Raw genomic sequence first — 23,018 nt, forward strand, 5'->3', positions numbered from 1 at the left:
CGTTATTATGATAAAATCTTTAAACAAATATTTTAAATCCTTTATGGGAAGGAGCAGGTCTGAAATAAATGCATTAAGAAATGTTACCGCTTTAATTAGCTTAGATTCCCTTATTGATATTTACATACCGTGGAGTGGATCTGCTTTAAAACCAAGTTTAATTAAATTGATACTTAATGATATTCTTATTCACAATCGGGAAAATATTGTTGAGTGTGGGAGTGGTATTTCCACATTATATATTGCGAGCTTATTTAAGCAATATTCTTTAACCAAAAGAAAAATATATTCAATTGATCACGATAGGGAGTGGATCCAAACTTTAGAATCATATTTAGATAGGTTGGATTTAAGTAAGTATGTACAGGTAATACATGCGCCTTTGGAGGAATTTGAAAACGAATTTGATGAAATGAAATGGTATAAAACCTCTACTCTAAATGATTATTTTGATAATATTATTATAGACCAGTTAATTGTAGATGGTCCTCCTGCATATAAAGAGTCAATTAAATATTCGCGTTATCCTGCTGGTGTTTATTTTAAAAACAATTTTGGGAAAAATTATTCAATATTTCTTGATGATTTAGATAGAAAAGGGGAGCAAGAAATAACTAAGAAATGGAGCGACATTTTGGGTATAGAATTTAATTTTAAATACGGTGATAAGAGCTTTGTTGTGGGCATGAAAGGGGAAAAATTTAATATCTAAAAAGCTTAGCAATGAATTCTGTTAAAATAAAATATAAATTAAAAAAAGGATCTTAATGAGATAAATTATCTAATTCAAAAAAGGCCAGAAGAAAATATTTTAATTGAACAGTTAATTAAACCTGTGCTATGAAAAATGATATGATAATTTTCATAAAGAAGTTATTGCTATTTGTGAGAGGAATATTTTATAGAGAAAGAAACACCCCAACAAACTTGTATCATTTAACAATTCAAAAATCAGGTAGTCAATGGGTAAAGCATATTTTGAGCGACAAAAGATTTAGGGCAAAATCAAAATTAAAAAAGTATCCACAACATAGGTATGAATGGAATGAATTTCATCAGATTTTTCCTAAAGGTACATTTGTTCCGGGGTTGTATATGTCCTACGATCTCTACGAAGAAATTCAGAAGCCAAATAATTATAAAACCATTTGTATCATTAGGGATCCACGAGATATTGTTGTTTCCTGGTATTATTCGGCGTTGAAAACACATGCCTTAATAGGTAAAGTAGCAAAGTATAGAGAAGCATTGACTAGTATGGATATCGATACTGGTTTACATTATGGTATAGATGAATTATCAATGAAATTCATGGCTATGAGAACCTGGATAAATAACAAAGACGACGAGAATATGTTAATCATTAAATTCGAAGATTTAACTTCAAATCCATTAGAATCATTTTTTAAGATCTCAAAATGGTGTTCTTTTGATCTTAGTAAACGAGAACTGAAAGAAATTCTTGACAGTTACACCAAAGAAAAAATGAGAAAAAAAGACCTCAAAAAAAGGAAAGTTAAAAGTGAATCCCACTATAGAACTAAAAGCAGTAACCATACAATGTATTTTAAAGAAGAGCACTTCAAACATTTCTATAATGTTACTGGTAACTTGATTGATGTTTTAGGGTATGAAAGATAAACTAAAAGTTTTACACGTATTAGCAGGTAGTTTAAAAGGTGGTGCAGCCAAAGGGGCTTATTGGCAGCACCAAGGGCTTTTAGAGTTAGATGTAGATTCAAGAATCTTAATTAATTCACGTGATAGTTCAAATGATGAAAATGTTAAATCAATAATATCAAGTAAGAAAGCAAAATTAAGACAGTATATAAATTTAAAATTAGAAAAATTACCTCTTAAATTATATAAAAATTACCAAGGACAGATGTTTAGTATTGGTTATTTTGGTCATGATATTACTAAACATGAATGGTATAATTGGGCTGATATTATTAACCTGCATTGGATCAATGCAGGTTTTATAAGTATTAAAGGGATTGCTAAAATAAAAAAACCGATAGTATGGACATTAAGAGATATGTGGCCATTTACAGGTGGCTGTCATATTAGTCTTGGTTGTGAAAATTATAAAACTGGATGCGGTTCTTGCTTTCAGTTAGGCAGTTCGAAATTTAATGATTTGTCACATAAGATTAATAAAAGAAAACAAAAATATTATCCTAAATCGATGAAACTGGTAGGCATAAGCAATTGGATAAGTGAACAAGCTAAAAAAAGTTCAGTTTTTAAGTATTCTGATGTTAGGACAATTTTTAACAATATCAATTGTTCTGATTTTTATCCAATTGACAAAATAAAAGCTAGAGAAGTCTTAGGGCTTCCCACTGACAAAAAATTAATTCTTGTTGGGGGCACAGATTTAAACAAAATTCATAAAGGTTTTGATAAGTTTTTGGAAGCTATTAATCTATTGCAAAATGAGAAATATTTTTTGGTTTTTTTTGGAAATTTAATCAGTTCTCTAGTAAATAACTTGGATTTTGAATATAAAAACTTTGGTTATTTGAATGACTTAATTTCTTTGAGATTACTGTATTCCAGTGCTGATGTTTTTATAGCCCCAAGTATTATGGATGCTTTTGGCAAAACAATCGCTGAATCCATGGCTTGTGGTACGCCTGTAGTTTGCTTCGATAGTACAGGGCCAAAAGATATAGTAGATCATAAAGTTAATGGATATAAAGCAAAGCCTTACGAAATTGAAGATTTGAAAGAAGGCATAGTGTGGATTTTAGATAATACAGAGAAATATAATTTAAGTGGTAATGCTAAAAATAAAATACAATCAACTTTCGACTCTAAAGTGGTTGCTCGTCAATATTTAAAGCTTTATCAAGAATGCTTGTCTATAAATTGAACATTAACATGTGGTTAAAATATACATTTAAAACAAGATTTGTATTGGCATAAATCTTATTAACTAAATCTATTTGATGAATGATTTAGTTAATAACAAAATGTTTATCACGCTTATCATTATTATTTTCAAATTCAAACTAGAATTGTCTTCCAATTATTGAATAGCTAATTACGATATAGAGACCTTGGACGAGTTCTAAGTTTATTTTATTTAATCGTAGTTTATAAACTATAGATTTTCTGGGCAATGGAATTGGTTATTCGCCGACATAGAGGAGAGAGATTTAAAACTAGTTATCTTTTAAAAAAATGAATTATGGCTAAATTATCCATCATTACAATAAACCTAAATAATGTTGATGGCTTAAAAAAAACTATTGAAAGCGTTCTTAATCAAACCTTTTCCGACTTTGAGTATATTATTATTGATGGTGCAAGTGAAGATGGAAGTTTAGAAACAATAAAACAGTTTAGTGATAGAATCTCATATTGGGTTAGTGAACCTGATAAGGGTATTTATAACGCTATGAACAAAGGCATTAAAAAAGCCAAGGGAGAGTATATTATATTTATGAACAGTGGAGATTATTTTAATAACTCTAAAATTTTAGAAAGAATTTTTTCAATTGAAAGAAAGGCTGATTTTATTATAGGAGAGATTGAAATGTTTATGGAGAATAAAAATCTCAAAACCAATACACCTCAAAATATATCCTTTGAATTGCTCTATAACGGTACTATATATCATCAGGCGACTTTTACAAAAAAAACTGTATTTGAGCAGCTCGGGGGGTACAATGAAAATAAACAGATAACTTCCGATTGGGAATTTATTACGCTTGCCCTAGCAAAACATAATATGTCTTATAAAGTATTGGATGTTGAAGTTGCTAATGTAGATGCCACAGGAATTAGCACTACGAATCCTGATCTAGTTAAAAAAGAGAGAGCAGAGATGCTTGAAAATAATTTTTCTCTGTTTATTCCTGATTATGAAAAATTGAACAGGTTAGAAAAATTGACTTTTGGATACCTTCTCAAACTATTATATAAAAAAATAAGAAAATTATACTGGATTGCTCAAAAAAGATTGAAAGACTTAAAAATCTCAATCTCACCTTAGTAACTATGATGTTCGATGAGTGTTGCAAAATAATTAAATTGTTCATTATTAATAATTCTAAATACTTTCAGTTTGGATCTTGTCTAACCAAAACGTGCTAACTACCCCTTCTAAAAAAAACAAAATAACGGCCGTAATTACAGCTTATAATGCCGAAAGGTTTATCTCGCGTTCCATAGATAGTGTAATCAATCAAAAGGGTGAGGAGTGTGATATTATAGTGGTCAATGATGCTTCAACTGATGATACGGCAAAGGTAGTAAAAGAGTATGGGGACAGAGTCAAGTATATAGAATTGAAAGAAAACAGAGGTCCGGCTGTTGGTCGTACAGTTGGCCTGTTTGAAACAGATACTGACTTTGTTGCTTTTCTTGATTCGGATGATTGCTGGAAAGAAGATTTTGCAAGAGTGATGAAGAATTTTCTGAGATCTCACCCTGAAGCAGTTGCGGCAAATAGTGGTTATGTGAGTATAGACTATAATGGAGAAACCAAATTTCAGCCACAGTTAACAAAAGAAGATCAAAAATATTATAAAGATGGCGCTCTATGTGAAAATTTTTATGAATTTTGGGCAAAATATAACTGTGTTAGAACTGGAACAGTTTTAATGCGAACCCAAGTAGCCCAAAAAACGGGAGGTCAGCGAGAAGACTTGAGGCTCACAGAAGATTTAGAATTTTGGGGATATTTAGCAACATTTAGCCGATGGGGTTTTGTCCCGGCGAATCTTTTTGTAACTGATCAACAGATACTTACCCCGAGTGAAAGACTTGAAAAATTTAATAAACGATTTTCTTTTTTTAAGGAACTAAAGTTACAGAAATGGAGCCGAAGAATTGAGCCTGCCTTATCAGATTCTCTTTCAATTAGAGCATTCGATGAGTTTTTAAAAAATATTGCTACCACTATTGCTTTTGCTAAAGCCTACTCATTTTCCTTTAGGGATGCCTATCGATTTTCCAAAAACAATAAGGATTATATTCATTCAAATGGGTGGGGTAAAGCAATACGGCTGGGACTAAAACTAGGGCCACTGGGGTGGCCTTTTGTTTGTGTAGGGTTAAGACTTCGAGAAATTCTTAAAGCTTATACTAATCCTGCGATTAAGCATTTGAAGTGTATTTTAGATTTTAAAGCATAATTTGTTGAAAAACTCTTTTAATAAAATTAGCATACTCAAATTTTTTACAGTTGCTGGTGTGCCGGGTTATATATTACTGGCAAGGCCGATAATATACGCATTGATAGCTCGACAAAGAAGTTTTAGCGAAGTTGCAACTGTAGATGCATCTGCAGCTATTCAAATTGTTGTGACCACACTTGCTTTTATAGTTGGAGGGTATATTTTCTTGAAAAATAGTAATCACCGTAAGCTATTATTAAAGACACCGTTTAGGTGGTTTGTTTTTTATTTGCTTTGGGCAACAATTACTGTGCTTTGGAGTGTAATATTTTCCCTTACGGGTTATCGGGCCTTTGAAAATATGGCCTATTTATTATTGATATCAGCTGTATTGGTTAAAGTATATGAAAAAATTGGGGTAGAGGGTCTTATCGACTGGGTTATGAAGTTTGCGATATTGACCATTTTGGCAAGTATCTTACAGCAAGTTCAGTTGTTGGGAATTGGGGTTTTATCAATTGATACTCTTTTAAGTGAACAGATGAATTCCACTCCATATTTCTTTTTAGCGTTACTTTTACCGACTGGTTATTTTGTAAAGAGTTTTATACTACCAATATCTATTTTTAGTCTTTCAAATACTGCTTATGCTGGAATGGCAGCAGGAATATTTGGTCTTGGAAGAGGTAGTAGAAAAGTTAAAGTCTTCTTTGGTACAATTTTACTAGCCACTGTGGGTGCACTATTATTTTATCAACCTGAAATAATCCTTAAAAATACAATATTTTATGGTAAGGAGGGGGTTGGATTAGAATATACTACAGGAAGAGATCAAATTTTTACAATAGCTGTCATGGAAGGTCTTAATAATCCGTTACATGGCTTTGGTTTTGTAGCAGGTGAAGAATATATAATAAGGAGGACAAGGCCGGGTGTTATTGGGGCTCACAATGGGCTACTTTCCGCATTTCTTGGTACAGGAATAATTGGTGTTTTCTTTTTTATGATATTTTTGGTTGGTATGATAAAAGTTGCGAAATCAAATAAAATACCATCAAAATATCGTGGTCCTTTTCTGTGTACTACAATTCTAATTATTATCCATACAATGGGAAATCCTGGTTTGGGTACACGAGTATATGGAACTTGGATACCAGCAGTTACTATTTTTTCAATGATTAGTTTAATTTATCTACACTTTAAAAAAGCTTCATCTTATGAGAATAACATGGGTCACCCGTAGTTTTTTAGATTATCGTATACCTGTTTATCAAGAGATAAATCGATTGTGTGGGGATCAACTTACAGTAATTTACTATGACGATATAGTCCCGGTACGATGTCAAAAGAAAATTAAAAAGGTGTTAGGTGATCGAGCTGTGGGTCTTGGTGGAGAGATGCGACTGGGTGGACAGAAAAAGAACAATCAATCCTTTGCAAATTCCGGTTTTCGAATACCAATTAGACCTGGATTGACAACAAAAGTTAGAGCAACTAAACCTGATATTCTACTATCAGATGGATTTTATCAGTGGACTTATGCGGCGCTGATTAATAATGCAATTTGGTCTACGCCTCATGTCATGTGTTATGAGCGTACTCCGCATACGGAACGTAATGCTTCAAAATTTCGAATATTTATGAGGAAAATAGCTTCAAGATTCATTGATGCTATTTGTTGTAACGGTATAAAAACAAAAGAATATTTGACTGATTTTGGGTTTCCTGAAGAGAAGTTATTTATGGGCAATATGGCCGCTGATACAACTGGGTTACAGAATACTGTTGATCAGTTGGACAACGATCAAAAAGAAAAGATTAAAACAAAATACGACATTGAAGGAGAGCTATTTTTATACGTTGGGCAATTAATTCCTCGAAAGGGCATCTTGGAAATGCTTAAAGCTTGGAGAGAATTTTCAGTTGAGAATCCAGGTCCAACTCTTATACTTTTGGGGGATGGGGAGCAGAAAATGGAAGCACAAAATTACATTACAGAAAATAATATAGGAAACGTAAGGATATTGGGTAGAGTTAATTATTCAGAAGTCGCCAAATTTTACGCAGCAGCTGATATATTTATAATTTCAACCCTTGAAGATAATTGGTCGTTAGTGGTTCCGGAGGCAATGAGCTGTAGTTTGCCGGTGTTATGTTCAAAATATAATGGCTGTTGGCCTGAGTTGGTTAAACCACAAAATGGGTGGGTTTTTGATCCGCTAGAAACGGATGAATTTGTTCATACGCTTGAGGTGGCTTGGCAAAACAGGGATAAGTGGGAGGAGATGGGAATAAATTCTTCTGAGATTATAAAAAATTATACGCCTGAGAAAGTAGCTGAAAGTATATATGAAGCATGTGAAAAGGTAGTAGAAAAATAGAATATGGAGTTCAAGACCTGGCAATACCTTTTACGTTACTCTTTAGCTAAACCCAGAGCCTTGAGAGGTTTTCGAGAAGCAATAAAAAATCAGACCTTGTCTAGAGATAAGCTGCAGGGTGTTGTACGGACAAAAATCAAAAAACTGGTCTCTATAGCATATAAAAATGTACCCTGGTATAGAAAAGTATTAGACAGACATAACCTTGACTATAAAAAAATCACTATAAAAGAGGAGTTTAATAAAATTCCAGTTTTAACAAGGGAAGAGTTAGCAAATAATTTCGAACAGTTTATTTCAGAAAATATTGATAAAGAGGAACTTAAAATATCCACAACTGGAGGTAGTACAGGTAAACCATTGAAAATAGGTATGGATCCTGAGGTTGTTCGCGAAATTCCCAAATGGCAGATGTTGTCTTGGTGGGGGCTTTCTCCGATAGACAACATGGCAACTCTTTATCGTGGCGTTCCTATGAGCGGGGTAAAAAGAATTGCTTTGAAGTTAATAAGATGGCCTCAAAAGATCTTGTACATGGATGCAACTAATATTTCAAAAAATAATATTCAAAAATTCATCGATGAATATGATCATGTGAAACCAAAACTAATACATGGATATGTTGGAGCATTAGATGCAATTGCTGATTATATTTTACAAAATAATATAAATTTATCACCACCTGAGGTTATATGGTCTACGGCATCTCCAATAACTAGCATACAAGAGAATAAAATCAGTAAAGCATTTAAAGCTCCTATTTGTGATCAATATGGTTGCAGCGAAATATATTTTATTGCTGCAGAATGTCCACATAAAGAAGGTTTGCATATTTTTGTTGATTCGGTTAAAGTCGAAATCTTAGATGATAATAATAAACCTGTTCCTGATGGGGAATATGGTAAAATAGTTATCACAAATTTGAATGAATATAGTTTTCCACTAATTAGATATGAGAATGGTGACAAGGGTAGATTACTAACTAAAAAATGTAGTTGTGGATTGTCATTACCTTTGATGGATAAGGTGAAAGGGCGCATTTCTGATAATATAGAACTACCTAATGGGACTGTACTTTCAGGTGAATATTTAACAACAATTTTTGATAACTACACTGAAACTGTCAAACAATTTCAAGTTATACAACATAAGAGTGATAATATAACTATTAAAGTTGTTTTAAGTGGAAGTTATCATGAAAATAATAATGTAGTATCAAATGTTCGCGATAAATTAGAAAAAAGAATTAACAATCAAGTAAAATTGCGGTTTGAGTGTGTGGAGCGAATACCCAAGAAAGGTGGGAAAATTCAATTTATAATTAAAGAATAATTTTGAAAGTATTATTTATTCATAATAATTATGCCAGTAATAACAGTGGGGAAGAACATGCTGCTGAAGGCTTGGCCAAATTGCTTGAGGATAATGGACATACTGTTGAATGGTACCGCCGTAGTTCTGCAGAAATAGCGAATTCAACTATTGGAAAATTAAAAGCTTTTTTTACAGGTATTTGGAATCCTAATGCAATTCGAGGGGTAAAACAAAAAATAGATGAGTTCCAACCTGATGTTGTTCAGATTCAAAATTTATATCCACTTATATCACCTGCAGTGTTACTAGCTGTAAAAAGTAAAGGTATACCAATTATTATGCGGTGCCCAAACTACCGTTTATTTTGTCCAACGGGTTTACATCTGGATGGGAATGGAAATATTTGTGAACAATGTCTTACCTCTGGACGTGAATTAAACTGCATCAAAAAAAATTGTGAAAACAATATTCCTAAAAGTATTGGATATGCAGTTCGTAATTACACTGCTCGTACTATTTGGGGAATATCAGAACAAGCAGATAAATATATCGTTCAGACTAAATTTCAAAAAGAAAAATTTATTAAAAATGGGATTCCAGAAGATAAAATGGCTATTATTCCGGGCTTGCCTCCAGATATTCCAGATCAGAAAGTTGCATTGGGAGAAAAGGTGATATTTGTGGGCAGAGTTAGCCCTGAAAAGGGAGTATTAGATTTTTTAGAAGCAGCTCGCAATTTGCCAGATATCCGATTTGAAATTGCAGGAAGTATTGACGAGAGTCTCAGTTATATTGAGGCAAATCTTCCCAAGAACGTTACCTGGGTAGGATTTTTAAATAAACAAGATCTAAACAATCTGTATCGAGAGGCACGAATCGTTGTAGTACCCAGCAAGTGGTATGAAGGTTTTCCAAATGTTATTACAAGAGCAATGAAATTTGGGAAACCGGTAATTACTACTAATTTAGGGGCGATGGCTTCAATAATTGACCATAAAGAGAATGGTTTACTTGTAGAACCCGGTAATCAAAATGAATTAAAAAAGGCAATTAAATATCTTTATGAAAATCCATCATTATGTCAAAAGTATGGTAAGAATGGTTATAAAAAGTCAGTAAGTATTTATTCGGTTAATTCAATCTATAAAGAACTCATAAAAACTTATACATCAGTAATATAATTATTTAGCTTGATACTTTTTGATTATCCTATTCATTTATCTTACCCCGATTATCCATTTGAAGGGAAAAAAATTATCAATACAATAAATCCCCATTCCTATTGTGTGGCCAAGAAGGACAAAAATTTTGAAAAGGCTCTAAAAGATTCCGATAGGCTCATACCGGATGGTGCGGGAATAGTTTGGGCTGCAAGGTTATTAAAAGGAGAAAAAATAGAGCGTATTACCGGCGCGGATATGCATGCTTATTTATTGAGTCAGGCTCAAGAACACAGTTTAAAAGTATATTATCTAGGATCTACCGAAGAAACATTGCAGAAAATAGAAGAGCGAATCTCAGTAGAGTACCCAGCAGTGAAGGTTGGCAGTTTCAGTCCCCCTTTTAAACAGGTATTTTCTGAAAATGATAATGATAAAATGATAGAAAAGGTAAAAGCTTTTAGCCCTGATATATTATTTGTAGGTATGACCGCTCCCAAACAGGAGAAGTGGGCACATCAACATAAAGAGGATTTAAATGCATCCGTTATTTGCTCCATAGGTGCGGTATTTGATTTCTTTGCTGGCACGGTGCAACGATCACCGGAATGGATGCAAAACTTGGGTTTGGAATGGTTGCATCGCAGTTTAAAAAGTCCTAGGCGGCTGGGAAAAAGAAATCTCAGATCTAATCCGGAATTTGTACTTGATGTGCTTAAGTCAAAATTTGGTTTCAATATCTAAGTTATTACCATTCAAGTTCTTATTTAGCAAAAGCCTCAATTTTAGCAGAATAGTTATTTTTAATGGACAGATTTTTCATCACCGGCGGGTCCGGCTTTATCGGATCTCATTTTCACCGGGAGATTTCATCCGGGAACGTTATTAACTATGATATTCAGGAACCGTTCTTTGAGTACGATTCCAAATTCATACAGGGGGATATCCGGGATACTGAAAAGTTGACAAAGCATCTTGAGGAAGATGACATTCTGCTGCATCTCGCCGCGACCCACTTTGATTTTCAGGAAAATTATTTTCCAACCAATGTGAAGGGCACGCGCTCACTATTACAGGCAGCCCGGGAGGCAGGTATTAAAACCATGGTATTCTTCTCTTCCGTTGCCGTGTACGGGGCAGTTTCCAAGCCGACCTCCGTTCATGACGAACCGGAACCCAACATGCCCTATGGGGCTTCAAAATTGGAGGCCGAAACCTTGATCAAAGAGTGGGCGGGGGAGGATCCGGATAGACGTGCTATCATTATTCGTCCAACGGTGGTTTACGGTCCTTATAACTTCGGGAATGTGTTTAACCTGATCCGGCAGATCGATTCCGGGTTCTTTGTTAACATTGGCACCGGCAAAACGGTAAAGTCTATCGTCTATGTCAAAAACCTCGTAAGTTATACCCTGCAGGCACTTGAGAAAGCGGGTCCCGGGGTTTCCCTGTATAACGCCACCGACGAGCCGCATTTAGCTACTGACACGTTGACCTCGCTGATTGCCAACAAACTGGGAAAGAAAGTCCCTTTTACCTTACCATTGCCGGTGGCCAAAGGCTTTGCATTGCCCTTCGACCTTTTAAAAGCAGTGACGGGTAAGGATTGGGTGATTTCAAAAGAACGCATCGAAAAATTTTGCACGGATACCCATTTTACTTCAGAAAAGCTGAGAGAAGCCGGTGTGGAACAACCTGTCAGCTCCGAAGAAGGACTGGCCGAAACCATCGACTGGTACCGGTCGGTAGATTGGGAACAGCTATATAAAGAATGGCAACAAAGGGTGGAAAAATACAACTAGGTATGTACCTCAAGACTAACACACTGCAAATTAACTATATTAATAGCCTGTACTTAGTGGTATGAAGTTTATCATTGTAACCCAGGGAGACATACTGTATACACCGATATTTTTCAGGGAATTCTTTGCCGCTGACTATGCCGGGACCTGCAAGGGAGTTATGGTACAGGAACCGCTGGGGAACAAGTCGATGTGGGGGTTAATAAAAAGAATGCTTGCCTTTTACGGTCCCCTTGATTTTATGAGGCAGGGATTTACCTACGTCTATAAAAAGCTGCGGGCGAAAGGATATGAATGGAACCTCATCCGTGAGCCGGTATCCATAGAAAATATGGCCCGTCACCATAACGTCCCCGTATTATCCTTTACCAGCGTCAATAACGGTGAATTCAAGCAGTGGGTTAGGGATCAGGAAATCGATCTGATTGTATCCATTGCGGCTTCCGAACTGTTTGATGAAGAAGTGCTGGAGTTGCCGACCCATGGCTGCATCAATTTTCACAACGCCCCGCTGCCTCATTACCGCGGCATGTTGCCCAACTTCTGGCAGATGCATCACGGGGAGGAGTTTTCGGTGTTGACGGTACATACCATGACCGAAGCATTGGACAAAGGAGAGATTGTGTATCAACAAAAAACTCCGATCAAGTCCGGTTATTCACTGGAGGATTTGATAAGGCTGACGAAGAAGAAATCAGCGGGTGCCCTGGTTGAGGTTTTGCGGCAGTTTCACGAGAAAGAAGTATCGTATGCACCCATGCCCGATGAGGAGGGTTCCTATTATACCTTTCCCGGGAGAAGCGATGTGCGGGAATTTAAATCCAAAGGGAAACGGCTTTTTTAAATGCACGATGTGTATATCACCATAGACGTGGAAGACTGGTTCCAGGTAGAAAACCTGAGGCCTTCTTTCCCATTGTCAACCTGGGACAAACAGGAGTGGAGGGTGGAAGCCAATGTAAACCTACTGCTGGAGATGTTGGACCGCCATGCGTGTAGGACCACGTTTTTTGTGCTGGGCCAGGTAGCAGAACGGTTTCCGCATATCGTAAAGAACATAGTTAATAACGGTCATGAACTTGCTTCCCACGGGTACAATCATGTGCTGCTTTATGAGATGGATTCCGAGGCCATTACCACGGACCTGAAACGCTCGAAGGCCATACTGGAAGATATCAGCGGGAAAGAAGTTTTTGGCTATAGGGCCCCTTCTTTTTCGGTAAACGACGAAAACATCGAAATCATCCGGAGTGCCGGCTACCGGTATGATTCGTCCTATAATGATTTCGGAGGCCACGATCGTTATGGAACACTAGAACTAGCCCAATGGACGAAGAAGCGAGCGGGTGTTTATGAACATCCCGACGATAATTTCTTTGAAATACCTATTCAAAATCTCCGAATGTTTGGTTCTGTCATCCCATGGGGTGGGGGAGGGTATTTTAGGATGATTCCATGGCCCTTTTTTAAAAGGGGTATAGCACACATTATCGAGCAAAGTCCGTATATCTTTTACCTGCATCCCTGGGAAATCGATCCCGGCCAGCCCCGGGTTTCCGGTTTGTCCTTCACATCCAGGCTTCGGCACTACACCAATTTGTCGAAGGTAGAGGGGCGGCTGGGTAAGTTGATGGAGGCGTTTAGTCCGTCGCAGACGATGAGTGATTTGGTGGGGTGTCTAGATAAAGAATGAGGACCTCAGCTCAGAGGGAGTTGTGCAACAGGCATTCCTGTGTATCTACTCCCAAAGTTGGATGAATCTGTTTTATAGGCATTTACTCATTATCCCATAAAAGTCATCCCGGATTTAGTCCGGGATCTCCTAAAGAGATAGTATTTGAAATGGGTCTCAACTTTTCAAGGGGCAATGGTATCGTCACCCTTTGTTAGGCATCTTGGTGGGTAAAGATTACCCCAACTTTATGAGATCCCTGCCTGCGCAGGGAAGACCCTTTAAGGGGAGTGGGGTTATTTAAGTTAGGGGTTAGGATGACAAAGATAGAGAAATTTCACAATCCCATCTTCGCTCGGAGGGAGATGTACTCCCGTATGAATGCTGCTATTAGTATATAATACTCAAATTCATTTGTTTTAGCGGTTACGAGGAACTTCCAATCCTAAGGACGGAGAAGAATCATCTTATTGACCTGTATTTATATATATTGGTTCATTTTTGACTGGGCAAAAACGAACCAATGCCACAGGCATCCCTACGGAAAACCCACCGGAAGTATCGAGATGTTGTTTTAGCTATAGTTATTATTGATTAATTGCTCTTCCTCACCTAGTGGTTCTTCATGAACTTTCCCCGATACTTCCGGAATCTTGAACTCAATTTACCACGATGTTATCCCGGACGCTGATCCGGGATCTCATAAAGGTAAAGTTTTGTAGGTGAAATACTATTTATTCACATATTGAAGTCTCTACATAAACCAATACCACAGGCATCCCTTTGGGAAAAGCCACCGGGGATATTGAGATATTGTTCTGGCAAAAGGCGTTCAATAAATCAAGCTATACCACATCAAGATTTTTAAAGTTTAACTTTCCCGCAATATCCCCGGACCCCCGATTAAGATTGCTCAAAGCTCCAAAAATAATTTTCCCGGATACACCGGATTTTATTTCAAATTACCTACTCTGAGAGTTTTACCAATGACCTCCCTTTAATCCTGTTACCGAGAATAGATATAAAGGTAAAAAGCCGAAAGCTGAAGACTGAGAGCGGAAAGCTTCTCAATGCTCCATTAGACTGTTACTGTGTAGCTTCTCGATTTTACATCTTAATATATAGGACAGTTTTCGAAAAATAATCACCAAATTACAGCATTTTAATTTCGATATTGTTTAAAATTAAAGTATTATTAGGCGGCTATTAGGAACATTGTTTACAGTGTTTAGGGGCAACACATAACATATGTACAAGAGAAGAGGACGGAGAGATGCTTAAAGAACTCTTAGTGGAGTCGTCGGTGTCAGGTAAAATTCGAAAGGGTATTCATAATCAAAGCAGGGAACCTGCGAACAGCGCCTTGTGGTATTTTATTGGTCTGCCGCTGATGCTGGGACTAAGTTCCTATGTGACCTGGAACAGTATCGTCATTCCTATCGGGTCCATTCCCATGGCCGTGGGCTGCGGTCTTGCTTATCTGGCCACCTGGTTCAACCGGTATCGATCTTCCAGTTACATGGCCTACCGTACCTATGGATTATCCATACTTATTTTAACACTCTCTTTTATAGCGCTTCTAACCATCCTGGCTTCTTTTCGTCTGAATTACTCGCGATGGTTCTTGTTGATTTCTTATAGTTTCACATTTTCCTGGTTTACGGCCGGAGTATTGTTATTCAAGGAATCCGCCCGCAATTTTATGATTATAAAAGGGGGGATTACCAATAAACTGAAGAAATTATCTCAGGAGCATCACTGGCCCATGGTTCATCGCTTGCCGGAAAAACCTGTATTAAATGAATATGATGCCATTGTCATAGACATGCACGAGCATAGCGATCCCCAACTTTTGAAACAGATCGCTGATGCCAGTTTGCACGGGGTATCGGTAAAACACGCTGCAACGGTTTTTGAAGAATACAGCGGACGTTCCGATCTGGATTACCTTGCCCACGAAGGACTATACGATCTGGTTAGAAATAAAGTATATGTTGCTCTGAAACGAGGTTGGGAAACCCTGTTTATTGTATTGTCTTCCATTTTCATAGTACCGCTTGCGGCGTTTACCGCTTTATGTATCAAACTGGAGTCCCGGGGGCCGGTGCTCTTCACGCAGCAGCGCATAGGTAAAGACGGTGAAACCTTTACCCTGTACAAATTTCGCAGCATGACGGTGAAAAGCGAAACCAACGGTGCTCAATTTGCCGGTGAGGAGGATAACCGCATCACCCGTGTAGGCAGGTTCATTCGCAAGTTTCGTATTGATGAGATACCGCAATTTTGGAATGTGTTGCGGGGAGAAATGAGTCTCATCGGTCCGCGCCCCGAACAAAAGCATTTCGTCGAGTTTTTTAATGAAGAGATTCCTTTTTATTCCTACCGCCATAAAGTGCGTCCCGGCATCACCGGCTGGGCCCAAACCAAGGACGGCTATGCCGACGATGTGGAAACCACCCGCCGCAAGCTGGAGTATGATTTATACTATGTAAAGAATATCAGCCTGTCGTTGGATATTCTTATTGTGTATATGACCATCAAGACGATTTTTACAGGCTTCGGGGCACGGTAGGAATACCACTTGGGCACTAAGTACACTTATTATAAGTGACAGAGTGAAAAAGGTACTAAGTGATTAGGTGATGAAGTGATTAGGTTATTAGGTTTTAGAGTCCTTTCTTAAGTTCTCCGTGTGACTTTGTGATTCTCTGAGTACCTCTGTGAAATAGCCTAAATAGGTTCCTATTATGCGAGATAAACTGCTTTCACTTTTTAATGATGCCCTCCAAGTCTTAAATCCCTACGATGCTGTTGCGGGAGCATTCAAGAACAATTCCATTCAAACTGGTACTACAACTCTTCCACTGAAGTCTTTCAAAGACGTGTACCTCCTTGCTGCAGGCAAAGCCTCAATTGAAATGGCGCGGGCGGTTATGGATTGCGGTGGGGTGAATCCCGAACACAAGCTGGTTGTCTGTCCGAAAGGTTCCAAAATACCGGATACCTTGGAGGCCTGTACCATCGAAGCCGAGCACCCCGTTCCGGGAGAAGGCAGCGAGCAGGCAGGCAGAGCGGCCATACAGTTTGTAAAGGATATCCCGGAAGGGGCGCTCCTGATCTGTTGCATCTCGGGCGGTACCTCCTCGCTGCTGGTACAACCCGCCGAGGGCATTTCCCTTGAAGAGTTGAACCAAACCCACGAGCTGCTGCTCAATTCCGGGGCCGATATCCACGAGATGAACGCCGTCCGCAAGCATCTCTCGCAGATAAAAGGCGGGCAACTGCTGAGGCACCTGAACAAGAAAGCCACCCTGGTCAACCTGATCATCTCCGACGTACCGGGCGATGACCCTGCGGTGATTGGGAGTGGTCCAACAGTGGCCGATACCTCTACTTTTTTGGATGCCAGTAAAGTACTGAGCAATTATACCCTTTGGGAAAAAGTACCCCAATCGGTGCAACAGCATATCAAAAGAGGGATGTCAGGGAATGATCCAGAAACGATTAAATCGGTGGAAATGAAGAGCTTTATAGAGATAGTTGCATCAGCGAAGATGCTGGCAAATAAGGTATTAGAAGTAGCAAAGCATTCTGAATTCGGAATTCTGAATTCTGAATTCCCAAAACATAAATCTGAAAGGGATTTGACCGTTGAAGTTGCTGATGTACCTTTTACAGAGGATGTTCAAAAAGTGGCTTCGGAGGTCGCCGGGAGGGCTAAGGAGATGGTTAAAAGTGTTGAGAGGCCCTGCCTGCTGGTTTGCTACGGGGAGAGCAAGGTGAACGTCACCGGTGAGGGCAAAGGGGGGCGCAACCAGGAACTGGCGCTGAGAGGGGCATTGAAGATAGCCGGGTACGACCATATCACCTGGCTGAGTATGGGTACCGATGGCATTGACGGTCCCACGGACGCTGCCGGGGCGGTGGTTGATGGGAAGACGATTGGCAATGCACGGTTAAAGGGACTGGATCCTGAAGAGTATTTAAAACGTAACGATGCCTATCATTTTCATGAGGAGATGGGGACGTTAGTGAAGACCGGCCCAACGGGGAATAATTTAATGGATTTGACGATGGTGCTCGTTCTTTGAACCACTTAGACACTTAGTTCACTTAGTGAATCTTAGTGGTAAAAAATAATTTTTCTTATCTTCACTTCGTTTTAGAATCAAATTTTACTTCTATTAATAACATATGATTTGGGAAAGCCCCGCATTTTTATGGCTCTTGTTACTGATTCCGGCTGCCATTGCCGGTATCTGGTGGTACGGTAAGAAGACCGAAGAGCAGCGCAGCAAGTATTTCAGTAAGGACCTCTTTAAAAAGCTGCAAAAGGGTTTCTGGCCGCTGGGCGACCGTATCAAAATGATCAGCCTCTTTGTGGGTCTCTCGCTGCTGGTGCTGGCGGTTGCCGGTCCCAAGGTGGGTACAGAGGTGCGCGAAGTGAAGCGGCAGGGTGTCGACCTGCTGGTGGCGCTGGACCTCTCCTCGAGCATGAATGCGGAGGACGTCAAGCCCAGCCGCCTGGAGAAGGCCAAGTATGAAATTTCCCGCCTGGTAGATCGCCTGAAGGGCGACCGGGTCGGGCTCATCATCTTTACCGGCGACGCCTACCTGCAGGCCCCCATGACGCTCGACTACTCGGCCCTGCGCCTGTTTCTGAATATCGCCGACACCGACCAGATGCCGACCTCGACTACCGATTTCAGCGCGGCCATGGAAACCGCTTTGCGGGCCTATAATGCCACCGAGGATGAGCAGTCAGCAACCGATGCCGCCAAGGTATTGCTGATTATCTCGGACGGGGAAAACCACGGGGACTCTTACAGCGAAGCGCTTACCCAACTAAACGAAAATAATATCTCGGTCTATACCTTGGGAATCGGCACCCGTGCGGGAAGTACGATTCCGATCTATAATGACGATTCCGGCAACCTGATCGGGTACAAGCGCGATAAAGAGGGAAAGGTGATCACCACCCGGCTGCAGCCCGAAGTGCTACGCGATATTGCCCAGCAGGGCGAAGGCGAGTATTATGAGATCCGGGGCGGCAACGAGGGCATCGATTCATTCCTCGGCCGCCTGGATGAACTGCAGCAGGGCGAGTTCGCCAGCCAGGAGTATGCCGATTTCAAGAACCAATACCAGTGGCTCGCCGGGGCGGGATTGGTGTTTTTATTGGTATCGATGGTGTTGAATAACTACCGCAAATCTTAATACCACTTAGTGACTAAGTGCACTTAGTGGTAATAAAAAATCTATGATAAAGCTTTTCATAACAGACCTCGACGGCTGCCTTACCAAACCCTTTCACACGCCGGACTGGCAGCATATTTCGGAGATACGGGAGATTAACAGGCGAAGCAGGGAAGAGGAGATGGTACCGCCCATCAGTATCTGCTCCGGACGGCCGCTGCCCTATGTGGAGGCGGTAGCCCAGTGGCTGGATATCCGGCTGCCGGTGGTTTTTGAAAATGCGGGACTGTATGAGTTATCAAATTACAACATTCAGGTGGGTCCCGTTTTTGATGAGCAGGCAAAGGAGGAGGTGGAAGATCTGAAAGCCTGGCTGCGGTCGGATATCATCCCCCGGTATGAGGGTATGGAGCTAGAGTTTTTCAAGCTGATGGATGCGGGTCTCATTCACGTTGATAAGGAAGTCATTGATGATGCGTATCCCCGCATTATAGATCACATTTCTGATGCCTTCGAGCGCTTTGAAGCGCACAAGACGGATATCTCCATCAATATTATCCTCAAGGAAAACAACAAGCGAGACGGGATCCAAATGCTATGCGACTCCCTGGGTATTAAGCCCTCAGAGGTGGCCTATATCGGGGACAGCAGCGGGGATATTCCGGGCTTGCAGCTGGTGGGGCATCCCTTTGCACCGAAGAATGCGATTGCACCGGTAAAGGAAGTGGCGGAGGAGGTTGAGTTTGAAGTTACGGAAGCGGTGGTAGAGGTGTATAAGCGAATTATCGACTACAATAAGTCGTGTAGCAAATCTCTGTGATACTCTGTGCTTCTTTGTGCCCCTCCGTGTTATAACACAGAGTTACACTGAGTAAGCAGAGCTGCACAGAGAATTCTTAATTGACAGCAGAGGTGTCTTGTCCGGTTTGTAAATTTCGAAGCAGCTCGAAATACTGCTCAATCAACCGCTGGTAGTCTTCGTTGAATTTGGTACGGTTAGGGTCATTCAATAGATTGCGGATGCGCTGCTGCAGCTCTTCGATAGTCACGTCCGGAGATACGCTGTTCGGTGCCTCTTCGGCGGATGTGCCTTCCCGTCGCTCCTCCTCGCCGCGTTCCTGCATCGCTTTTTCGGCATTCAACATGCGGGAAAGAATATTCTGCTGCCGTTTTACGAGCGTGGGGTCAGTCTGTCCACCCCGCAGGTCGTTGATGGTCCGCTCCATCTCTTCGGAGAGCCTTTCCAGCTCACTCAGTACCTGGTCGCCCGATTCCATGCCTCCTCGTTTTTGCAGCTCTTCAATCTGTTTGCGGATCTGGTTCTGCTGTCGGGCCATCTGGTTCAGTCGTTCCACCTGGTCCTTGCTCAGGCGGTCGCCTTGTATATCGTTGATATAGTCCTGAATCTGCTGGTTCAGCTGCTGTTGTTGGCCTGACATCTGTTTCAGCTGCTCCATAAACTGCTGCATGGTCATGGATCCCGAGCCGCTGCCCTGACCCTGGCTGTTCTGCAGCTGGTCGAGCAGGCTGGCAATCATGGTGGCCAGCTCATTGATGCCGCCCAAGGATTGACGTTCGGCAAAGATGGCGCGCGACTTATCACGTTCAGCCAGCTGTTCTACCGCCGTAGCAAGCTGATTACTCACTTCATTCTTCTTCCGGTTGATGGTATTGGAAAAGCTGGGAATTTCAGAGGATACCTTAAAGAGCGAGTCGGCAATCTGGGTAAACTGCTGCTGGATCTGCTTCTCTTCACGGGCCTTTTCCACAAAAGCCTGGCTGCGACTGGCCAGCTGGGAAGTCTCCTGGCTGAGCTTTTCCTGGTTCTGTGACAGGTTGATCAGCGAGTGCAGAATATACTGCAGGGCGGCAATATTGACCTGTGTTCTTTGCTGATTCAGCTGCTGCTGGGCATTTTGCATCTTTTGAGAGAGCTGATTGAACTGCTGCTCGAGGCGCTCTTGCTGCTTATTTATGCTGTTGTTATCCTGCTCATTGCCTTCGTTATTTCTGAGCTGTTCAATATTTTCCTGCAGCTCCTTGCGGGCCTGTTCCAGCTCTTCACGAGTTTCTTGTTGCATCTGTTCCAGTTTGCCCCTCGCTTTTTCCGGCGGATTATCAGACAGCTTCTCCAGCTCTTTCTGCAGGTTTTCTAAGTCCTCTTGCACGGCTTCCTGCTTCCCGGCCTCTTCCGCGTTATTCTGACCCTGTTCACTCAGTGTCTTCTCCTCTTGGGCCAGCTCTTCAAAGGCTTTGGCCAGCTTATCCAGATCGCTGTTTAGTTTCAGGGTTTTGAACAGTTCCAGCGTGCGTTTCAGTCGTTCCTGGTACTGTTGTTCATTGAACTCATAGTTCTCCAGAGCTTTTCGCAGCTCTTCCTGGCTGACATTGCCCAGGGCTTTCTGCAACTCTTCCAGGGCTTTGGCAAGCTCGGGATCGTCGATCTCCTTCATCAGTTTCTGCAGCTCTTCGTAAGCCTGACGACTCTCTTCAGATAACAGGTCACTGTTGTCAATCTCCTGCCGGATTTTCTCAAACTCTTCATTCAGCTCTTTAACTTTTTCATCAATGGCCTCTTGCTGCTTCTTGATCTGATCGACCGACTGCTTTTGCTCCCAGTCACCCTGCGGGTTTTCCTGGAGCTGTTCCTTGAAGCGGTCGTACTCCTGCTGCATCTGCTCGTAGGAATCGGAAATATCCTGCAGGGTTTCCTGCGCATTGCGCTCCCGGTTTTCCAGCTCATCCACGAATTCGGTCAGGGAAGGGAAGGTAATAGTCAGGCTTCTTGTACGGGAAGTCTTGGCTCCATTGATTTGATCGTTGTCACTGACTTCAATCCAGTAGTTGATTACATCCCGTGGTTTGGGATTTAACCCGTTTAGTGTCCATTCATAGGTCTCCGACCGGTTTAGGGCCGGTAGGGGAATGCTTGTATTTTGTGTTTCAGCATTCTGTTTAAAGGCCCGCCGTATTTCATAATGAAGACGTGCCCCAGTCAATCCGAAGTCATCGGAGGCTTCATACTCCAGTACCAGGTCTTCGGGATTTTTCATCTCCAGGTTGCCTTCCGGACGGTTTAGCTGAACAAAAGGATATTCATCCTCCAGCGGTTCCACCACAAATTCAAAAGGATTTTTATTGGACAGACCGAATCCGTCTGACATTGAAAAGGAGAGGGTATCTACGGCAGTTAATTCAAATTGGTAAGTGAAGATACCGGATTCTTCCTCAATGGAATTCACCATCACGGTATCCGGAACGGTCTTTCTAATCAGTGTTAAACGCTCCAGCACTTTATTGGGCTTTCCGGAAAGCCGCAGGGTGGAGCCTTTGTATGCCCTGATGGTAGAAAAAGGATAACTGTAGGAGGTGCTGTCCAAGCCAGTGTATGCAGGAGGTACTACCGCTACGGATAAAGATTTAAAGCGGGGGAGGAGCTGAACCTCCACCCGGAAATCCTCGCTTTCGTAGCCGTCCATTTCAAAATAGTAAGTGCCACTGGTATTTGGCGATAGGGAAGCAAAAACCACGGAATCTTCAATACGCTCAGATGGTTGACGGCTTCGGAATTCCTCTTCAATGTCCGTTTTGAATGCCAGTGAGAGGTTAGACGGTCTTTCCCCGTTAAACCGAATAGTTGGCTGAAAGCCATTGCCCTGCTCAAGGGTTATCGATCCGGGAAGTACGGTATAGCTAAAGGGATTCGGTTTTTTGTAGGATTCCCAGGCGGCCAGGGAGCGATTGAGGGAATCCGGGAGAGTAAATGCAGCAACGAGTACCATTATGAGTCCCAATATGGAAAGCATTCCGAACTTGCGAAATTTCCCGGTTACCGTCGATTCGGATGTATATTCTTGGGTGGATGATTTGAGGTCGGCGCGTTTGACCTTCTTCAGGTTTTGTTCCAGGGCCAGTTCGAAGAAACGGGAGTTCTCTGACCGGTCGTTATAAATAAAATCAATGGCGTTTGTAAGCTCTGGCAGCGAACGGGCGTCGGCCAGTTTCCGGCAGAACTTGCGGAATGAGTTGAACTCACGCCTACTGTAAACCGCGTATCCGGAGATCAAAGAGATAGCAATCAGCCCGATCCAGTAACTGATTTTGACAGCAGGAGAAAGGTAGAAGAACTGCTCGGTCAGAATTAACAGCGACACGCCAAACAGCAGTACCATTGAACCGGTCAGCAGGGCGCTGTTCCGGTGTCTCCGGTTCAGCTTGCGGTAGCTGTCTTTGAGTATGTCCGTGAGGCCGGGAACGTTCTTGCCGGGCTCATTGTGGGCCGGTTTGGTCAATTGTTATGAAATTTGGTGATGTTAATGAAATACCTTTGACTGACCTATCAGTAACTTCAATAATAACTTATT

The 23,018-nt window shown here is 41.0% G+C and carries 18 protein-coding genes; 17 read left to right on the plus strand and 1 reads right to left on the minus strand.

Going from position 1 to position 23,018, the window contains the following annotated elements; translation table 11 throughout:
- Nucleotides 1–7 precede the first annotated feature (7 nt).
- The 17 genes from G3570_RS04795 to G3570_RS04875 all read left to right on the plus strand — a co-directional run bounded on the left by G3570_RS04795 (nucleotide 8) and on the right by G3570_RS04875 (nucleotide 19,474).
- Nucleotides 8–712 carry a class I SAM-dependent methyltransferase gene (locus G3570_RS04795; RefSeq protein WP_165139849.1) on the plus strand — a complete coding sequence of 235 codons (705 nt, stop codon included), beginning with the start codon at nucleotides 8–10 and terminating at the stop codon, nucleotides 710–712.
- A gap of 128 nt (nucleotides 713–840) precedes the next feature.
- A complete protein-coding gene (locus G3570_RS04800; RefSeq protein ID WP_165139851.1) occupies nucleotides 841–1,641 on the plus strand; it encodes a sulfotransferase domain-containing protein in 801 nt (266 codons plus the stop codon).
- Nucleotides 1,631–2,878 carry a glycosyltransferase family 4 protein gene (locus G3570_RS04805; RefSeq protein WP_165139853.1) on the plus strand — a complete coding sequence of 416 codons (1,248 nt, stop codon included), beginning with the start codon at nucleotides 1,631–1,633 and terminating at the stop codon, nucleotides 2,876–2,878. Before G3570_RS04800 ends, G3570_RS04805 begins: the two co-directional genes overlap by 11 nt.
- 318 nt (nucleotides 2,879–3,196) lie before the next feature.
- Nucleotides 3,197–4,003, plus strand: coding sequence for a glycosyltransferase family 2 protein (locus G3570_RS04810; protein ID WP_165139855.1), 807 nt, complete (start codon nucleotides 3,197–3,199; stop codon nucleotides 4,001–4,003).
- A gap of 79 nt (nucleotides 4,004–4,082) precedes the next feature.
- Nucleotides 4,083–5,147: a glycosyltransferase family 2 protein gene (locus G3570_RS04815; protein WP_165139857.1), complete on the plus strand. Its 1,065-nt coding sequence runs from the start codon at nucleotides 4,083–4,085 to the stop codon at nucleotides 5,145–5,147.
- Nucleotides 5,148–5,151: 4 nt separating this feature from the next.
- Complete coding sequence (locus G3570_RS04820) at nucleotides 5,152–6,372, plus strand: O-antigen ligase family protein (RefSeq protein WP_165139859.1); 1,221 nt, start codon at nucleotides 5,152–5,154, stop codon at nucleotides 6,370–6,372.
- Complete coding sequence (locus G3570_RS04825) at nucleotides 6,347–7,510, plus strand: glycosyltransferase family 4 protein (protein WP_165139861.1); 1,164 nt, start codon at nucleotides 6,347–6,349, stop codon at nucleotides 7,508–7,510. The genes G3570_RS04820 and G3570_RS04825 overlap by 26 nt, the downstream gene beginning before the upstream one ends.
- Nucleotides 7,511–7,513: 3 nt before the next feature.
- Nucleotides 7,514–8,842 carry a phenylacetate--CoA ligase family protein gene (locus tag G3570_RS04830; protein WP_165139863.1) on the plus strand — a complete coding sequence of 443 codons (1,329 nt, stop codon included), beginning with the start codon at nucleotides 7,514–7,516 and terminating at the stop codon, nucleotides 8,840–8,842.
- A gap of 2 nt (nucleotides 8,843–8,844) precedes the next feature.
- On the plus strand, nucleotides 8,845–10,005 hold the full coding sequence (locus G3570_RS04835; protein WP_165139865.1) for a glycosyltransferase family 4 protein: 1,161 nt from the start codon (nucleotides 8,845–8,847) through the stop codon (nucleotides 10,003–10,005).
- 9 nt (nucleotides 10,006–10,014) lie between these two features.
- Nucleotides 10,015–10,728, plus strand: a complete 714-nt coding sequence (locus G3570_RS04840) for a WecB/TagA/CpsF family glycosyltransferase (RefSeq protein ID WP_165139867.1) — start codon at nucleotides 10,015–10,017, stop codon at nucleotides 10,726–10,728.
- 62 nt (nucleotides 10,729–10,790) lie between these two features.
- Nucleotides 10,791–11,786 (plus strand): NAD-dependent epimerase/dehydratase family protein, encoded by a 996-nt coding sequence (locus G3570_RS04845; RefSeq protein WP_165139869.1) that lies wholly within the window; start codon nucleotides 10,791–10,793, stop codon nucleotides 11,784–11,786.
- Nucleotides 11,787–11,847: 61 nt separating this feature from the next.
- On the plus strand, nucleotides 11,848–12,630 hold the full coding sequence (locus G3570_RS04850) for a formyltransferase family protein (RefSeq protein ID WP_165139871.1): 783 nt from the start codon (nucleotides 11,848–11,850) through the stop codon (nucleotides 12,628–12,630).
- Nucleotides 12,631–13,479, plus strand: a complete 849-nt coding sequence (locus G3570_RS04855) for an XrtA system polysaccharide deacetylase (RefSeq protein ID WP_165139873.1) — start codon at nucleotides 12,631–12,633, stop codon at nucleotides 13,477–13,479.
- A 1,252-nt stretch (nucleotides 13,480–14,731) separates the two neighbouring features.
- Nucleotides 14,732–16,030, plus strand: coding sequence for an exopolysaccharide biosynthesis polyprenyl glycosylphosphotransferase (locus G3570_RS04860; protein ID WP_165139882.1), 1,299 nt, complete (start codon nucleotides 14,732–14,734; stop codon nucleotides 16,028–16,030).
- Nucleotides 16,031–16,205: 175 nt separating this feature from the next.
- Nucleotides 16,206–17,549 (plus strand): glycerate kinase type-2 family protein, encoded by a 1,344-nt coding sequence (locus G3570_RS04865; protein ID WP_165139884.1) that lies wholly within the window; start codon nucleotides 16,206–16,208, stop codon nucleotides 17,547–17,549.
- Nucleotides 17,550–17,652: 103 nt separating this feature from the next.
- Nucleotides 17,653–18,675: a vWA domain-containing protein gene (locus G3570_RS04870; RefSeq protein ID WP_165139886.1), complete on the plus strand. Its 1,023-nt coding sequence runs from the start codon at nucleotides 17,653–17,655 to the stop codon at nucleotides 18,673–18,675.
- Between the two features lie 43 nt (nucleotides 18,676–18,718).
- Nucleotides 18,719–19,474, plus strand: a complete 756-nt coding sequence (locus G3570_RS04875; RefSeq protein WP_165139888.1) for an HAD family hydrolase — start codon at nucleotides 18,719–18,721, stop codon at nucleotides 19,472–19,474.
- Between the two features lie 76 nt (nucleotides 19,475–19,550).
- On the opposite strand, the gene G3570_RS04880 is transcribed toward G3570_RS04875, so the two are convergent.
- Nucleotides 19,551–22,946: a DUF4175 family protein gene (locus G3570_RS04880; protein WP_165139890.1), complete on the minus strand. Its 3,396-nt coding sequence runs from the start codon at nucleotides 22,944–22,946 to the stop codon at nucleotides 19,551–19,553.
- Between the last annotated feature and the right edge of the window lie 72 nt (nucleotides 22,947–23,018).

The sequence above is a fragment of the Halalkalibaculum roseum genome (assembly GCF_011059145.1).
GTDB lineage: Bacteria > Bacteroidota > Rhodothermia > Balneolales > Balneolaceae > Halalkalibaculum > Halalkalibaculum roseum.

Bases quoted from the DNA above. Each gene is read 5' to 3' on its own strand.
- G3570_RS04795 (WP_165139849.1), top strand. From the start codon at position 8: ATGATAAAATCTTTAAACAAATATTTTAAATCCTTTATGGGAAGGAGC.
- G3570_RS04800 (WP_165139851.1), top strand. From the start codon at position 841: ATGAAAAATGATATGATAATTTTCATAAAGAAGTTATTGCTATTTGTG.
- G3570_RS04805 (WP_165139853.1), top strand. From the start codon at position 1,631: ATGAAAGATAAACTAAAAGTTTTACACGTATTAGCAGGTAGTTTAAAA.
- G3570_RS04810 (WP_165139855.1), top strand. From the start codon at position 3,197: ATGGCTAAATTATCCATCATTACAATAAACCTAAATAATGTTGATGGC.
- G3570_RS04825 (WP_165139861.1), top strand. From the start codon at position 6,347: ATGAGAATAACATGGGTCACCCGTAGTTTTTTAGATTATCGTATACCT.
- G3570_RS04830 (WP_165139863.1), top strand. From the start codon at position 7,514: ATGGAGTTCAAGACCTGGCAATACCTTTTACGTTACTCTTTAGCTAAA.
- G3570_RS04845 (WP_165139869.1), top strand. From the start codon at position 10,791: ATGGACAGATTTTTCATCACCGGCGGGTCCGGCTTTATCGGATCTCAT.
- G3570_RS04850 (WP_165139871.1), top strand. From the start codon at position 11,848: ATGAAGTTTATCATTGTAACCCAGGGAGACATACTGTATACACCGATA.
- G3570_RS04855 (WP_165139873.1), top strand. From the start codon at position 12,631: ATGCACGATGTGTATATCACCATAGACGTGGAAGACTGGTTCCAGGTA.
- G3570_RS04860 (WP_165139882.1), top strand. From the start codon at position 14,732: ATGCTTAAAGAACTCTTAGTGGAGTCGTCGGTGTCAGGTAAAATTCGA.
- G3570_RS04865 (WP_165139884.1), top strand. From the start codon at position 16,206: ATGCGAGATAAACTGCTTTCACTTTTTAATGATGCCCTCCAAGTCTTA.
- G3570_RS04870 (WP_165139886.1), top strand. From the start codon at position 17,653: ATGATTTGGGAAAGCCCCGCATTTTTATGGCTCTTGTTACTGATTCCG.
- G3570_RS04875 (WP_165139888.1), top strand. From the start codon at position 18,719: ATGATAAAGCTTTTCATAACAGACCTCGACGGCTGCCTTACCAAACCC.